General features: G+C 68.5%; 14 protein-coding genes. 8 read left to right on the forward strand and 6 right to left on the reverse strand.

The annotated features are described in order from the left end of the window. The first annotated feature begins 38 nt into the window (after positions 1–38). From AS181_RS20960 to AS181_RS20980, 5 genes are all read left to right on the forward strand, one after another. Positions 39–755: a hypothetical protein gene (locus AS181_RS20960; protein ID WP_175404372.1), complete on the forward strand. Its 717-nt coding sequence runs from the start codon at positions 39–41 to the stop codon at positions 753–755. A 215-nt stretch (positions 756–970) separates the two neighbouring features. After that, the gene (locus tag AS181_RS20965; protein WP_058253435.1) at positions 971–1,387 is read left to right on the forward strand and encodes a hypothetical protein; all 417 of its coding nucleotides are present in this window, start codon (positions 971–973) and stop codon (positions 1,385–1,387) included. A gap of 194 nt (positions 1,388–1,581) precedes the next feature. After that, positions 1,582–2,013 carry a hypothetical protein gene (locus tag AS181_RS20970; RefSeq protein ID WP_139114243.1) on the forward strand — a complete coding sequence of 144 codons (432 nt, stop codon included), beginning with the start codon at positions 1,582–1,584 and terminating at the stop codon, positions 2,011–2,013. A gap of 25 nt (positions 2,014–2,038) precedes the next feature. Further along, positions 2,039–2,434 carry a PLD nuclease N-terminal domain-containing protein gene (locus tag AS181_RS20975; RefSeq protein WP_058253512.1) on the forward strand — a complete coding sequence of 132 codons (396 nt, stop codon included), beginning with the start codon at positions 2,039–2,041 and terminating at the stop codon, positions 2,432–2,434. Positions 2,435–2,501: 67 nt separating this feature from the next. Further along, complete coding sequence (locus AS181_RS20980) at positions 2,502–3,551, forward strand: DUF2971 domain-containing protein (RefSeq protein ID WP_082652999.1); 1,050 nt, start codon at positions 2,502–2,504, stop codon at positions 3,549–3,551. A 39-nt stretch (positions 3,552–3,590) separates the two neighbouring features. Here the strand turns inward: AS181_RS20980 and AS181_RS20985 are convergent, their stop codons facing one another. From AS181_RS20985 to AS181_RS20995, 3 genes are all read right to left on the reverse strand, one after another. Next, positions 3,591–3,908: a hypothetical protein gene (locus tag AS181_RS20985; RefSeq protein WP_139114244.1), complete on the reverse strand. Its 318-nt coding sequence runs from the start codon at positions 3,906–3,908 to the stop codon at positions 3,591–3,593. A gap of 105 nt (positions 3,909–4,013) precedes the next feature. Then, positions 4,014–10,220 (reverse strand): MobF family relaxase, encoded by a 6,207-nt coding sequence (gene mobF / locus AS181_RS20990; RefSeq protein ID WP_231742596.1) that lies wholly within the window; start codon positions 10,218–10,220, stop codon positions 4,014–4,016. Between the two features lie 7 nt (positions 10,221–10,227). Then, the gene (locus tag AS181_RS20995; RefSeq protein ID WP_058253439.1) at positions 10,228–10,569 is read right to left on the reverse strand and encodes a hypothetical protein; all 342 of its coding nucleotides are present in this window, start codon (positions 10,567–10,569) and stop codon (positions 10,228–10,230) included. 259 nt (positions 10,570–10,828) lie between these two features. On the opposite strand from AS181_RS20995, the gene AS181_RS21000 reads away from it, so the two are divergent. From AS181_RS21000 to AS181_RS21010, 3 genes are all read left to right on the forward strand, one after another. Then, on the forward strand, positions 10,829–11,305 hold the full coding sequence (locus AS181_RS21000) for a hypothetical protein (protein ID WP_139114245.1): 477 nt from the start codon (positions 10,829–10,831) through the stop codon (positions 11,303–11,305). 17 nt (positions 11,306–11,322) lie between these two features. Then, on the forward strand, positions 11,323–11,898 hold the full coding sequence (locus AS181_RS21005; RefSeq protein ID WP_058253441.1) for a hypothetical protein: 576 nt from the start codon (positions 11,323–11,325) through the stop codon (positions 11,896–11,898). Between the two features lie 97 nt (positions 11,899–11,995). Beyond that, complete coding sequence (locus tag AS181_RS21010; protein ID WP_058253442.1) at positions 11,996–12,880, forward strand: hypothetical protein; 885 nt, start codon at positions 11,996–11,998, stop codon at positions 12,878–12,880. 7 nt (positions 12,881–12,887) lie between these two features. Here AS181_RS21010 and AS181_RS21015 read toward each other — a convergent pair whose 3' ends face one another. Genes AS181_RS21015 through AS181_RS21025 form a run of 3 tightly spaced genes read right to left on the reverse strand, consistent with a single transcriptional unit; the run spans position 12,888 to position 14,314 of the window. Then, positions 12,888–13,481 carry a thermonuclease family protein gene (locus tag AS181_RS21015; protein WP_231742604.1) on the reverse strand — a complete coding sequence of 198 codons (594 nt, stop codon included), beginning with the start codon at positions 13,479–13,481 and terminating at the stop codon, positions 12,888–12,890. Positions 13,482–13,519: 38 nt separating this feature from the next. Further along, positions 13,520–13,726 carry a hypothetical protein gene (locus AS181_RS21020; RefSeq protein WP_058253444.1) on the reverse strand — a complete coding sequence of 69 codons (207 nt, stop codon included), beginning with the start codon at positions 13,724–13,726 and terminating at the stop codon, positions 13,520–13,522. A 21-nt stretch (positions 13,727–13,747) separates the two neighbouring features. After that, complete coding sequence (locus tag AS181_RS21025; protein ID WP_058253445.1) at positions 13,748–14,314, reverse strand: DnaB-like helicase N-terminal domain-containing protein; 567 nt, start codon at positions 14,312–14,314, stop codon at positions 13,748–13,750.

Genomic DNA, 14,314 nt, shown 5'->3' on the forward strand with positions numbered 1-14,314 from the left:
TCTACCACGAGCTCAAAGGTGCCGGCATGAAGCAGTCCATGCCGATCGCGTCGATACCGTCAGGGCTCCAGGCGCACGCTTCGCGCGAGTTTGCCCAGGACAAGATCCACGTGTGGCTCGACTGCCCGGGGCGGCCAGGGTTTACTCTCGACGCCTCCCAGGTGTTCACCACTGCCGAGCGGCGCACCGCCACGGCGTCGGGGCTCGCTACCCGTCTGGAGAACCTGTACACCGGCCTCGACGACACCCGTGCTCAACTGGTCGCCGACATCGCCAGCTACCGCCGTGAGGTCGAGGTCAACGCGCCGCGTATCGACGCACCGTTCGCCCAGGCGGATGAGTTGCAGACCAAACAGGTTCGGCTGCGACAACTGCGGATAGAGATCGAACGCGCCCAGCAATCCGAAGAAGCCGTCGCCGCCCGCCAGGCTGCCGAGGAACGGATGCGAAGTGCTGGTCGTGAACCTGGCTGGAGTCTGGAACTCAACCCGACACCGGTCATGGTCGAAGAAGCCGGACTCGACCATGCCGCCGACTACATCGCCGTGATGAAACGCTCCCACCAACACAAAGCAGAGCTCTACCAAGCCGAAAAGGACGCCACCACAGCAGAACCGGGAATCGGGACACTGCTCGCCGACACCCGACCCCCACCAGAAGCAGAACGCACCGAGAACACCGGATCGCAGCCCCCGCCACACGACCCACTCGATAACGGGACACAGCCCCAACGCGACCCGGACCTAGACCTGTGAGTACAACAGGGACGTTCACCGCGCTCAGACGGAGGCGATGGCAGGTGCGAGCTCGCTGTCGCACCCCCGATGCGGTTCTCGGCCCGGCCTGGCAAGCAGGTCGAGCAGGCCGCCTCGGACCCGGCCAGGCCTGTCCCAGGTTCGTGATAGAAGCGAACCGCCAAACCGCCCGCGCACCCATCACCAGCAACCGATACCGAACAGGACGTGACTTCATGCCTTTGCAAACAGCTCGACTCTCCACCGCCGTCAAGACCATCGTCGCCGGACTTCTCATCACCGCCGGCCTCGCCACGGGTCTCGGCCTAGGTAGTGGGCAAGCGCACGCGAAGATCGACGACGGCCGATATAAGTACCAGCTGGTCATGTACGGCGTCATCCCCTACCCGGAATCCAACGCGCGAGTGATCGGCAACCGTCTGTTCCAAGACATCTACGGCGTCGGGCCGTGGAATGCCACCAACAGCCACATCACCCACACCCGCAACGGCGGCATCGTCTCGATCGCCGGTGACTCAGTCGCGCACTGGTACTCCCGCATCGAACTACGCAAGACACCACACGGTTACAAAGGTGTTCTGTTCGCCGGCGGCGTCCCCACCGGCGACGTCTACCTACGTAAAGTCCGCTGACCACACAAAGGGTCGCGCAGGAATTGCCTGTGCGACCCTTTGTCGTTCGGTCGATCGGACGGACGACGCTGTCGGGCGGGCGGTGCTGGCAAACAGTGACGTTCACCGCGTTCCGACTGAGGCGTCGACGGGGTGGACGCCCTGGCACTACCATTCGCGATGACAAAGGTCGGGGTTATGAAAGGGAATACACGATGCTGACGAGGTCGGGGATACGCGCGGGGGTGGCGGGTGCGGCGCTCAGTCTCGCGGTAGCTACCGGTGGGGCGGTGCTGTCCAGTCCGCCGGCGCAGGCCGCGCGGATCGTCGAGACGTCGCAACCGGGGGTGGTGGTGATCGAACTCAGCCACGCCGACACCGTGGCCGCCGCCCACCTCGGCGCCGGTCGGGTCATCAACGCCGTCCTGGGCAACGATTACTGGGGCGTCATCCTGGAAACCGACTCCCGCTATCGCGCCGGGGCGTACTACCGTCCGGACAAGGCCGCCAGCTGGAATGACGTGACCGGTCATCAGGTCATCTCCGAGGCCGCCGCCCACCCAGGCGGGAGGGTCGTGATCGCGGTCTACGTTGACCGAACCAAGAGCCTGAACGGACATCCGCTGTGGATACAGCAGGTCTGGTGACCGGCGAGACGAAGAGGGAGTGGACGTGCCGTATCTCGGGTTGATCTACCTGGTGATCCTGGTGATCGCACTGATCGACATCATCAACACCGACGACGCCGCCGTGCGCGGGCTACCCAAGTTCGCCTGGGTAATCCTGGTGGTGATGCTGCCGTTGGTCGGTGCGCTGGTGTGGCTGGCGGTCGGACGCCCGGCCACTGATGAGCGACCACACCGGCAGCACACGGGTGCGGCCAGCGAGTTCCCGGAATACGACCACCCGGGCCGCTACGTCCCGCAAGATCCTGAGGCAGACCGGGAATTCCTGCAGCAGTTGCGCGATCGAGCCGAACAGCAACGCCAGACCGCCCGCAAGCAGCAACGCGCCGCCGACCGATCTGACCGCCCAGACGACATGGGCCCGCCGCCGGCCTCCACGTGAGGGTCAGAATCGATGCGCATGGCGGATCGCAACCACCAGTGCGGGGTAGGTACGTCATAATCAGGCGATGGTGTTCGGTGATCCCACAGCGGAGAGCAGTTTTCCGATAAGTCAGCTGTTCGCTGCGCAATCCGGCCCTAACGAATCCCTACCTGATGACGAACTCGGACCAGATCTGCTGTACCACTACACCGATTCCGCTGCGCTAACAGGGATCATCGCTCCGGGGGGATGGCCGATCGAATACCCGGACTCGTCAGTTCATGCGTCGGCTGCGAAATTGTGGGCATCGGATGCCCGCTACATGAATGACGAGCAAGAACTGCTCTTTGGAGCCAAGATCTTTCACCGCCACCTCCGTCACGCGGCCAGCCGGCCCGGCGTCGACGACGTTCTGGGGAACGCGTTCACTGCGGTCGCGGACGCCTTTGCGAATCTGTCGGTCTACGACTGGGAGTTTGGGTGCTTCGCGGTGTCGTTGAGCGCGGAGCCCGACCTCTTGTCACAGTGGCGTGGCTACGGTGGCGGTACGGGCGGCTTCGCGATCGGTTTTACCTGGGATGCGCTGGCCGGTCACACTTTCGCCTTCCATCCCAAGTCAACCGCGATGGGGACAACCGCCTTCCGCACCGAGCTGCGCAAAGTCGGCTACGGCGAAACAGAGGCCGAGCGCCGAGCAGAACTCTTTGTGTCGTCCACGATCGCTCGCTGGCATACCACCGGAATGGGAGGACTCATTCGAGAGGGTGATGCACCGCATCTTCAGTTTCTGGCTGAGCAGGTATTCCGTGAGATCGCGACGGTAAAGGACGATGCATTCGCTGAGGAACAGGAGTGGCGGCTCTGGGCGATCAGCGAGGCGAAATATCCAGTGAACGTCCGTTCGGGCCGTTCCGGTCTAGTGCCTTACCTTGAGGTGGGCGTCGACTTGCGGTTCGATGATCACACGCATCCTACAATCGGAGCACTGATTGTAGGCCCACATGCAGTACAGGATGGCCAGATAGCCGCGGCCCGTGAGCTATTGAAGATGCAGGGGCACGACCCCCGTGTCGTAAGGGGGGTCCGAGGTTCCATTCCGGGGATAACCGGAGAGGTAGCCCCAAGTGCCGCGTAGTCAATGACGATTTGCCTCGGTGTTGCGCCGGGGGAGCTTTCAGAACTCGAAAGTGCGCCACTGGGTGGTCTGTCTGAGACGCTCAATGTCGTCTCGGGTGAGGCGGACGAACTGCCTTCTGTGGATGTATCGCACCCCCGTCCTGCCCTGTGTCACGTCGCGGTCAGATCGAACTGGCGGGGAGCCGGCCAGCCAGGCGGCGATCATCGGCTGGCCGTGCGGGTCGACGGTGCGTTCCCATTGCAGCACCTTGCAGTAGTTCTGGACGGGGTCCGGACTGTCGGTGTATCCAACCTCGATCAGCATCCACCAGTCGCCTCCATCGTTAAGAACGGGTACAGGCACGGGTTCGGTCATTGCGCGCTCCTTCGGGTGTTTCGGCTGCCCGAGAGGTTAGCTGGGGATGCAGACACGGCGCGTGTACGCGATGGCTTACAGCAGGATCTTCGCCGTCAGCTCAGCTCAGATGTCGTATCCGGAGTCTCGGCGAGGCGCAGTGTCCGGCGATAGATCGCTGGTGCGGGGCGGCAGCGCGGCCGACGCGGAAGGGACGGTCGTAGGTTCAGCTTGGGTTCCTGCGTGGTCAAGTGCCGTGCGGATCGAGTCTTCGACGGCCCGGGCCTCGCCGGGAAGGTCGCGGCGGCGGGCCACTTCGGCTCGGGCGTGAGCTATGGCGGCGGCTGCGGCGTCGCGATCGTCGATGGCCGTCTGGTGGAGCTGGCGGGCACGGGCATCGGTCTGCTGGGCGGCTGCGAGTTCGCGTGCAAGCGTGGCGGTGTCGACGGCGCGGGCGGTCAGTTCGTCCCATTGGTGTTCGGGAACACCGACGTCCCGACGGGTCTGTTCGTGGGCGGCGGCGAGGTACTGATGCTGACGCTCGGCCGCGGCTACCGCCTCGGCGAGACGCTGGTGGTGCTGGTCGTGCTCGGCGCGCGCTTTGCGGCCGCGCCCGGCCGGCGGCAGTCCCGCCAGCTCGGTGCGTGCGTCGGTGACGCGGTCGGCGGCGTCGGCGAGGGCGAGTCCTGCGGTGCGGGCGGTGGTGATGCGGTCGACGGTGTCGGCGAGTTCGGCGTGCTCGGCGCGCACCCGCGGCGTCCGCTCGGGCGCTGGTCGGCTGGTTTTCAGGTCGTCGACGGCGAGGGTGTGGCGGCGGGTGAGGGTGCGCAGGTGTGCGGTGAGCTGGTCGTCGCTCATGACCCGGAGCGGGTCCTGGTGGAGCCAGTCACGCAGCTCGGCGTCAGCCACCGGTTCGGCGACCGCGGTGGCGGTGGCTTCGGCGGCGGGTTGCGTCGCCGCCGGCGTGACCGCGTCGGGGGCAGCGACGGGCCCGGTGGCCGTGGTCGGCATGAGGAAGGTGTCGCGGTGGTGGTGAGCGGTGTGGGTGAGGGCGTGGACGTGGTTGAGGCGGTTGTCGATTCGGTAGATGCGGGTAGTGAGGTCGGCGCGGCGGGCGCGCAGGTCGGCGAGGTTGAGTTCGTCGAGTTCGATGACTTGCAGGCGCATGAGTTCGACGTCGGTGTCGGTGACGCGGACACCGCCGGATTCGGCGATCGCCGTCTCGAGGCGGGCGTTCGCGTCGTGGTAGACGGCGGCGAGGGCGTCGCGGTCGGCGGTTGCGGCGGTGATGCGCCAGTCCAGGGCGGTGGCATCGGCCTCGGCGCGTAGTGCAGCGAGGTCGGGTGCTTCGTCGTCGCTGAGGGGGTCGAGGTCGGTGGTGTCGGCGGCGCGGAGCTGGGCGGCGTTGCGGCGCAGGGCGGCTGCCTGGTTCGTGAGATCTTCGATGAGTTGTTCGGCCATCATCAGGTCGTGGTGATGCCCGGCGGTGTCGGAGGCTGCGGCGAACTGGTGGTCGGCGGCCGCGCGCAACGTCAGGACATGCGGGGCCATGGCCTGCTGGTGGGCACTGGTGCCGGCGTTGATCGCCTCGCGCAGCTGCGCCATGTCGGTGCCGAGTTCGGCGAGTTTGGCGGTGAGTTCGTAACGCAGCGCGATGCATTCGGCGAGGTCGGTCGGCGCGGCGAAGCGATCAGGTGCAGCGACGGCGTCGGCGGCGAACTCGTCGAAGTCCAGATCCTCGTAGCGGTCGAGGTCGTCCGGATCGAGGACATCGACGCCAGTTTCCGGCGGCGGATCGGTGGCGGTGAGCGCGGCGAGGTAGTCCTCGTCAACGCCGACGTTCTCGTCGAGGTCGTTGCCGGGCTGGCCGGTGAGGGGGTCGGCCCAGGGGTCGGCCAGTCCGGCGGCTTCGGCGGCTGCTTCGGCGGCGGCTTCGTCTTCGGGGGTGGGCGGTGCCGGCGGTAGTGGGGTGGTGCCGGTGGCGTGGCTGCTGTGGGTGACGAGCAGTTCGACTCGCCAGGTGAGCAGGCGGGCGTATTCGTCGAGGCGGACGGTGTGGTCGTCGTCGGTGCCGCTGTGGAGCAGGGTGTCGGCGAGGTCGAGCAGCTCGTGGGGGTTCCACTGGACGGGGTCGGCGGCGCTGACCGCGGCCACGAGTGCGGGCCAGGCGCGGTCGGTAAGGATCGCTTCGGCGGCCCGGTCCCCGACGATCCCGACGAGAGCGTCTGCCCAGTCGGGGCGCAGGCCGGTGTTGGTGGCTTCGGCCGCGGCGGGAGCCAACTCACCGGACAGGCGCCACCACAGTGCGGCGGCGGGCATTTCGGTGGGCAGCGGGTTGTCGGCGAGGGCGTCGCGGGCCAGAGCATCGACGTCGAGGCCGGCGCGGGCGGCCAGCGATAGGTGGTCGGCGAGTTCGGGCCAGTACGGGTCGGCGAGGAGGTGGGGGTCGAGGTCGCGGGCGAGGTCGGCGTAGCGGGCCGCCTCGGCGGTGGTGGTGACCAGGGCGTCGGCGCGCTCGGTCAGCGCGGCGTGACGCCGCGCCAAGGCGATGGAATTTGGTCGCGGTCCGGCGGGACGCCGGTCGGTGTCGTCGACGCCGCGGGCGGCGCGGAACACGGCGAGTTCGGCGACGAGCTCGCCGCCGCGTTCGGCGTCAGCCAGGAGCAGTGGACGCGCCCACACGGGGGCGGTGGTGGCGTCCCAGGATGCGGCGCGTTCGGTGACGGCGGCGGCGAGGTCGGTGACGAGGGCGCCGCGGCGGGTGAGGTAGGGCGCCCACTGGGGGTCGTCGAACCCGGCGGGGACCCGCGGCAGCCACGGCAGGGGTCCGCCGCCTGCGGAGTGTTGCTGGGTGGGGTCCAGGCGCCAGTCGAGCACGGCGGCCGGGTCGGCGGCGGTGGCCAGTTCGCGGTGGGTGATCGCGGCCTGTAGCCGCTCGATCGGGTCGTCGCCACCGAGGGCCAGCGTGGCGAGGTGGGTGCGCAGGGTGGGCCAGGCTGCGCACGCGGTGAGCGTGCCGGCGGGGGTGCCGGTGTGGGTGCTGTAGAGGGTGTCGGCGTCGTGTTCGAGGTCGCGCAGCGCCTTGGCGCCGAGGGTGTGTTCGGCGGCCGAACCGAGGGCGTGGTCGTAGGCGGCCGCGGCCCGGGACAGACGTAGGAACGGGTCGACGGCGTCGCGTTGGGCGGTGGTCGCCGACTGTTGGGTGCCGTCACGGCCGAGGATCGCGGCCAGGGTTTCCAGCCCGGTTTGGGGGTGGCGGGCCTTGGGGGTGGTGGCGTTGTGCGGGTCGGTTTCGGTGGTGGGCAGGTAGATGTGGTTGCCGTGGCGGCCGCGGGTCATCGCGACGTAGAGCAGTTGGCGGTTCAGGGCGTCGGAGCCGATGACGTGGCAGGTGTCGGCGGTCATGCCCTGGGCGGCGTGGATGGTGGAGGCGTAGCCGAGGGTGGTGTGTTCGGCGACGTAGTCCGCCGGTAGCTGCACGTGCCGGTTGAGGTCGAGGTGCTTGGCGGTCAGGGTGCCGTCGGCGCCGATGTGGGTGACCCGCCATCGGTCGCCGTTGCGGACCCAGTCGGTGGCCGACAGGCGTAGATCGCGGCGGTTGCTGCGAGTGCTGATGATGTCGCCGACGCTGGCGGCCAGGCCATCGGACAACGCGACCTCGGGGCCGCGGAGGCGGGGGTCGATACCGGCGAGACGGTCGGCGCGGGCGCGTTCGTTGAGGGCGTTGACGGTATCGCGGGTCGCGGCGAGCATGACGGTGTCACGGCCGGCGGCGCGGTCGCCCAACCAGGCCAGGTAGGCGTCATCGGTGGCCACGGCGTCGGACTCGACGTGGATGCGTCCGTGGTCGGCGTAGAAACCGAGCGCGGCTGGGTCACCGTCGCGCAGCGCCAGCGACGCCGCACCCTCGGCGGCGTCGAAGAAGCGGACCACCTGGCTCAGGGTCAGCGCACCGGTTTCGTGCGCGACGTCGCGCAGCACACCGCCGGCAGAGATCGAGGCGAGCTGCTGGTCGTCGCCGACCAGCCGCACACTGCCACCGCGGGCGGCCACGCACCGGATCACCTCATCGAGGTCGGCGGTCGAGGCCATCCCGGCCTCGTCGACGACGACGAGGGTGTCGGGTCCGATGCTGGTGAACCAGTCCGGTTCCTTGGGTGCGTGATAGGCGGGATCGGCCAGTTTCTCTTGCGCCGCGGCCACCTTCGCCGCGAGCTCGGGGTTGTCCTCTGTGCGCGAGGGCGGCGTCGCGGCCAGGGCGCGGTCGCGGCTGGCTTGGGCGAGTTGGACGAGCTTGGCGGCGGTGTCGGTGGTGGTGTCGAGTTCTTCGCGCAGCACCGCGGCTGCGGCGGCGGTGGGGGCCAGGCCGATGAGGGTTCCGCCGCTGTCGGTCCACGCCCGGGCGAGGGTGCGCATGGCGGTGGTCTTACCGGTACCGGCGGGCGCCAGCACCAGTTGCACGCGACGCCCGGAGGTGGCCAGTTCGCGCACCATGGCGGCTTGGCCGGCGTTGAGTTCGCGGCCGTTGGCGGCTTGCTCGAGCAACGCGATGTCGACGGTGGCCTCGTCGAGGCGGCGGCCGTCGGCACGCTTGGCGGCGGCCACGATCCGGTGTTCGGCGGCAAGGATCTCGGTGCTGGTGTGCAGGGCGACGTCGTGGCGCACGAACACTGATTCGCCGTTCGCGCGACGCAACACCTCCGGCTCGCCGAGGTCGCCGTCGAGCGCATCCGACGACACCGCGACGCTGGTGTCGGCGGACAGTGCGGTGTCGACGATGCGCTCGATGGCGGCGGCGAGTTCGTCGGTGTCGGTGATGCCGGCGAAGTTGCGGGCACGCAGTTGGCGTTCGGCTTCGGCGCGCAGATGCGGACGCTGCCAGCGGGCGCGTGTAGCCGAGATGTTCTCGATGCACGCACCGGCAAGGTCGGTGCACAACTCGTCGGTGAACTCCGAATACTCACGGGTGCGGGGGCGCGGGTGGGTGGCCTCGTGCACGAGGTCACTGATCGCACGATCGCCGCCCAGGACGCGGCGCGCTTGGCTGCGCCACGCCTGGCGTTGCTCGGCATAGGAGCGGGGTTCGTGCTTGGCTTCGCGGGTTTCCAAGGTGGCCCGCTGGGCCAGATCGAACGCCTCACCAGTCGTGGGTTCACGGCCGTGATCGGCATGAAACTGCTGCGACAACTCACCGAGACGCTGCTCGATCATCGCGCGCCGCGACGACCACTGCGCCATCAGTTCGGTGGACACACCGTCAATTTCGCGGACCGGCCGTTTCCGTGCGTCGGTCTGCTGACGTTCGCTGAACGAGACCCCAAGATCGCGCTGAAGGTAGAGCTCGATGCGCGAGTTGTACACCTCCGAGGCGGACACGGTGGCCTTGAACAACGGAGTGCCGTCCAGGGCCATCCACCGGGTGATCCCGGCCGCATCACGCACCCGCACCTTGTTGGAGATGGCGACGTGAGTGTGCAGGTCCGGGTCCCCGGCACGGGAGTCGCGGTGGGTGAACGCCGCCGCGATCAGACCGTCGGTGTCGACCTGGGCAATGCCGTCGGTTCCCAACCGCGACAGGCACGCTTCGCGCTCGATGAACGCCAGTGCATCGGCGACCGCCTGACGGTGGGCGGCCTCGATCTTCTCGGCCATCGGCAGCGGCGCGACAGCCCACAACGCCGACACCGATTTCACCGGACTGAACGTCATGTCGTAGCCGGCCACCGCCGACTGACGTCGGCGGCTTTGCTGGGCGATGAACCCTGAAAGCTCGCGCGAATCACGCGGCGGGCGACGGTAGGTGGCAGTGAACCGCTCGCGGCCCAACTCGGTGCGCAACGCCGCCCGGGTGTCGTCGTCGATGACCGCATCCCACCGCTCGCCGCGAGCGAGGTTGTGGTCGCGGAACACCACCGCGAGTTCCTGTAGGAACTCCGGGAATTCGTTGTAAACGGCGTAGGCGTTGCCCAGTTTCGTCGCCGCCAACGCCTCGGCCGTTCGGCAGTCCGAAGACGCCACCGCGTGCTGTTCGATCGCGGTGGCGTTGGGGTGGCGGCCCTCGCCGAACAAGGCCTTCATCTGCGCCGCCGACACCATCGACCCAGCCTCGACGGTGCGCTTGTCGACCAGCTGCTCCGACACCTCCAACCCTGCCCCGACATCGCTCAATCCTTCCAGCCCGGACCCGATCCACTGGCCCGGGGAATCGCCTTTGGCGCTGTAGTAGTCGGCCAGCGTCACCCGCCCCTTGTCGGTGGCATCCATCGCCGCAACGGATTTGGTCAGGTACTCATAGCCGTCGCCGGCGGTGAGCTTGTGGATGGTGGCGGTCACGGCCGAATCACCGCCGGAACGGGCGCAACTCGTTGGTCCGGATCACCGCATGGACGCTCGCGCGGTGCGCCCGGACCAGCTCGGCAATGACTCCGCTGGCGACCTCGTCGCCGCTCTCGATCTGCTCGGCCAGCGTCCCGAGAAGTTCCGCGGTGGCGGTGGGGGAGGCCAGCACCTGGGCCACCGCATCCTGAGCGGTGACCCCGGCGGTGTTGGGCCGGTCATGGCGGCGGACCCACGCGGCGCGGCGGCACTCATCCGAGCACCACCGCCGTGGCCGACCGCGGCGCCGCGCGCCGTCTCCGGGCAGCACACCACCGCAGTGATCGCACGCCCCGGCACCGGCCATGGCTGCATTCTGGCACATTAATTTCGTCGGACGAATCCAGAATGCAAGAGGTGTGTGGGAGTTATAGAGGTTGTGGGTACATGGGGTGAGGTGTGGCGCGGGGGCGGTTCGGGGGTGTTGGTGCAGGTGAGGAGGGTGAGGGGCAGGAGTGGGAAGGCGGAAACGGTGGCGAGGGCTGGGGAAGTGAGGGTGAAAAGTGCACCGAGAGCGGGCGTGTGGCGGTGGCGAGGGGGCGTTGGCCGGCGTTATCGTGTCGGGTATGCCGTCGAACAATTCAAAACTCACTGCCAGTCAGGCGCGCGCTGCTGCGCGCAAACGAACGCTCGGGGCGTTGGAGACGCGTCGAGCCGAGGAACGCGCGAAACTCGAACGCAGACTCCAAGCCGAGTTGCGGGTGATGGAAGCCAACGAGGCCAACATCGCCGAGTTCCTACAAGCCGACTCCGAACTCGCCGCTGCCGAAGCAGAACTGCGAGTGATCACCGAGCGGTCAGCGAAGGCGAAAGCCGCCGCGCTCGCCGCGATCGCCGAGCGAGTAGGAAGTGTTAGTGGCGCGGCCGATCTCGTGGAGATCAGTGCCGCGAAAGCCAAGACGCTGCTACGCGAGGCGGGCCTGTCCGTCGGGACCAAGAAGGCCACCCCCAGCTCGGAGCCAGCACCGACCCCCGGCGGTCCGGATGCGGCCCCCGATGAGACCCGCGCCGAGCCCTCTGATCCCGCGGTGATGTCGGCCTAGGGTTCTACGGTTCGGCCATGAGTGTCGACCCCGACCACGATCAACTCGGCCTGTTCGCGGTGCCGGCCACCCACCTGGCGGGCGGCACCGCGACTCCGTCGCCGGGTGTGGTCACCGACCCGACGCTGATGCCCGATGCTCGCGCCGAAGAACACTTCTGGCAGCACGTCGTACTCACACCGCGTGGCTGCTGGTACTGGATCGGGGCGATCAGCTCGCCCGACGGGTACGGCCGATTCACCTTCCGCCGCAACAACCGTCAACGAGCGATCAGTGCGCACCGTTTCGCGCTGCTGCTGGTGCACCCCGACCTCGGGGCCGACGCCGCCGACATCGGCGAGCACTACTGCAACGAACCGCTATGCGTGCGCGTCGATTCCGCCCACGTGCGCATCGGCACCCAGACCAACAACCTCACCTACGCCGTCGGCCTCGGCCGCCACCGCGGATCACGACCAACCACCGCCATCGACCGCGCCGCGCGCTCGATCATGCTGCGCACCTACCTACGCGACGGCGGCGACCCCGACCACGCGCACCGGCTGTTCCAGCCCGTACCGTCCGCGGCCGCCGACCAGCTCGGCCTGTTCTAAGACAGACGCCCGCCTTGTGTTAGTGCCCGGGCGCTCACGCGAGGGCACTAACCGCATTGCGTCGTCATCCCGCCCCAAGGCCCGAAAGAGGACTTCGATGCTCGAACTCGAACCCACAGGCTCGCAGATCGTGAGCGGGCGTTGGCAGTTCAACGCTGCGCGCGTCGGCGTGGTCGTGATCGCGGCTGCGGCGTACGCGGCCGGGTTCGGCGAAGGTATCTCCACAGCGATCGACCGCTATGGGCAAGGCGCGTCCACGCAGCCGTTCTCGTGGTCTGGGGAGGTGCTGGTGTGGTTACGGCTTGTCGTCGCAAGTGGTGCGCTCGTCGGCCTCAGTTGGCTGATCCTTCGCGAACTCACCACGAGGCCGTGGTGGTGGTCGTGGCCGCAGTGGACTCGCCGCCCTCCGCTGTCGCGCTCGACCTACGTGGCGTGCGTGAGCGTGTACGTACTGAGCGTGTACGCCTCCTTGGGTCTGAGCTGGCTTGTCGAACTGGCTGTGCCTGGACCCGCCGTCGACGGCGCGACCACGGTCTCGCAGCGTCCGTTGGTGGCGGAAGTGATCGCGGGACTGAGGGCTGGGTTCGGTGAGGAAGTGTTTGTCGTCGCGGTACCGATCGCGGCGCTGGCGATGTGGCTGCCGTCGACTCGTGTGGGCTTGATCGCGGCGTTGTGCGTGCTCGTTCCGATGCGGCTGGCCTATCACGTGTACTACGGGGCCAGCCTCTGGGTGAGCATGGCCCTGTGGGCAGTGGTGTCGGCGTACATGGTCTGGCGATGGCGCGACTACCGGCTCGTGATCGGGTTCGCGTTGGCGCACGCCGCGTACAACATCTGCGAGGGCTACGCGTTGGCTTTCTGGGGGTTAGTCGGTGTTGCTGCGGCGAGTGTGATCGGGCTCGTGCTGGCGCATCGGGTCCGGACCGGACGGTGGATCACCATGGCACCGCCGCTGCGGGTGCCCGTCCCTGTGCGCGTCTGAGGTTCGGCTATCGCGGGCACTGGCCCCAGACGCCGGCTCGGGCTGCTTGCGCGTCGCGTTGGGCGTCGGCGAGGGCGTCGGCGTGGCGGCCGGGTTGGTGGTTGTAGACGTAGGTGCGTGCCCACCCTTCGGCGACGAGTGTGTGGTTGAGCATCGTGTCGCCGATCCAGACGTAGGCCAGGGCGCGGCCGTAGCGGTCGGTGTGGTCTTGGGTGGGGTCGTACTCGAGGTGCACGGTGGCGCCGGGGGAGGCGAGTGCGCGGGTGCGGTCGCTGGCTTGCGGGCCGCACGGCTGGACCGGGGTATTGGGTTTGCGGACCTCGGGGGTGTCGATGCCGAGGAGCCGCACGGTGAGCGCTGGGTCGGTGTCGGTGGAGACGGTGATCGTGTCGCCGTCGATGACGCGGGTGACCACTGCGGGCGTGGTGTCGCCGGATGGTCGCGACGGCGCCGCAACAGAGGTCGTCCGCGGCCACAGGTCGCCGGGTGCGGGCAGGGCGGCGACGACGCCGCTGAGGGCCACGAATGCTGCCACGACGAGCGCGGCGAGCAGCGCAAGGCGCAGCACGGTGCGGGAGGCGAGACGGGTGAGGGTGCGCATGGGCAAGGGCTCCGAACGAGGCGGGTGCGGGGAGGGGGTCAGTCGAACAGCGACATCTGCTGTTCGGCGGCGGCGGCGTCAGTGCGGTCGATGTAGGTCTGCGCCCAGTCCTTGACCACGGCGACGGGTTCATCGAGGGCGGTAGCGACTTGGTCCCAGGTGAGGTTGTCGACGTGGCGCAGGGTGTAGGCGTCGGCGTGGAGCTTGGCGAGGTCGGCGGCCGGGTATCGGGTGTCGGTGGGCATGGCGGTGTTCCTTTCGATGTCTCAGTTCGGGCGCAGGTTGGACAGGCGGGTGCGGTGTTCGCGCAGGGCGATGCCGTGGGCGCACATGTAGTCCCACAGTTCGGCTTCGGGGAGGTGGTCGGCGGCGTGGGTGATGCCTTCGCCGGCGGCGCGGTAGCGGCGGCGGTAAGCATCGGCGACGACCATCGCCGCGTAGTGGCGTGCCTGGATGCCGTCGGCGCCGGCGGACGTCGCCGCGACGAGCGCACGGGTGAGGCGCTCGGCGCCGAGGGTGGCCGCGCGTCCTTGGCGGCGTAGTTCGTGGGCGACGGTGGTGGCGTCGTGTGCGCGGCGGGTCCCGTCAGCGATGAGTTCGGCGATGATCGTGAACAGTTCGCCGTGGGCGGGCACGTAGAAGTCCTCGGCGCGGACCAGGCCGACGATGTCAGCGAGGTCGTCGTGGTGGGCGGGTGTGGCCCACAGCAGCGCCGAGAGCAACAGGACCTCGGCGTGGCCGGTGTCGCTGGCCCACCCGTGGCCATCAGCGAGCGCCTCGTCGTCGTGGGCGGCGGCGTTCACCGATGGGTCGGGTGGGGTCGCGGCGGGCAT

The sequence above is a fragment of the Gordonia sp. SGD-V-85 genome (genome assembly GCF_001456905.1).
GTDB lineage: Bacteria > Actinomycetota > Actinomycetes > Mycobacteriales > Mycobacteriaceae > Gordonia > Gordonia hongkongensis.

Coding starts and splice junctions, on each gene's coding strand:
- AS181_RS20985 (WP_139114244.1), bottom strand. CDS start 3,908: ATGACCGAACCCGTGCCTGTACCCGTTCTTAACGATGGAGGCGACTGG.
- AS181_RS20960 (WP_175404372.1), top strand. CDS start 39: ATGCCGATCGCGTCGATACCGTCAGGGCTCCAGGCGCACGCTTCGCGC.
- AS181_RS20965 (WP_058253435.1), top strand. CDS start 971: ATGCCTTTGCAAACAGCTCGACTCTCCACCGCCGTCAAGACCATCGTC.
- AS181_RS20995 (WP_058253439.1), bottom strand. CDS start 10,569: ATGGCCGGTGCCGGGGCGTGCGATCACTGCGGTGGTGTGCTGCCCGGA.
- AS181_RS21010 (WP_058253442.1), top strand. CDS start 11,996: ATGCTCGAACTCGAACCCACAGGCTCGCAGATCGTGAGCGGGCGTTGG.
- AS181_RS20970 (WP_139114243.1), top strand. CDS start 1,582: ATGCTGACGAGGTCGGGGATACGCGCGGGGGTGGCGGGTGCGGCGCTC.
- AS181_RS21025 (WP_058253445.1), bottom strand. CDS start 14,314: ATGCCCGCCGCGACCCCACCCGACCCATCGGTGAACGCCGCCGCCCAC.
- AS181_RS21020 (WP_058253444.1), bottom strand. CDS start 13,726: ATGCCCACCGACACCCGATACCCGGCCGCCGACCTCGCCAAGCTCCAC.
- AS181_RS21015 (WP_231742604.1), bottom strand. CDS start 13,481: ATGCGCACCCTCACCCGTCTCGCCTCCCGCACCGTGCTGCGCCTTGCG.
- AS181_RS21000 (WP_139114245.1), top strand. CDS start 10,829: ATGCCGTCGAACAATTCAAAACTCACTGCCAGTCAGGCGCGCGCTGCT.
- AS181_RS20980 (WP_082652999.1), top strand. CDS start 2,502: ATGGTGTTCGGTGATCCCACAGCGGAGAGCAGTTTTCCGATAAGTCAG.
- AS181_RS21005 (WP_058253441.1), top strand. CDS start 11,323: ATGAGTGTCGACCCCGACCACGATCAACTCGGCCTGTTCGCGGTGCCG.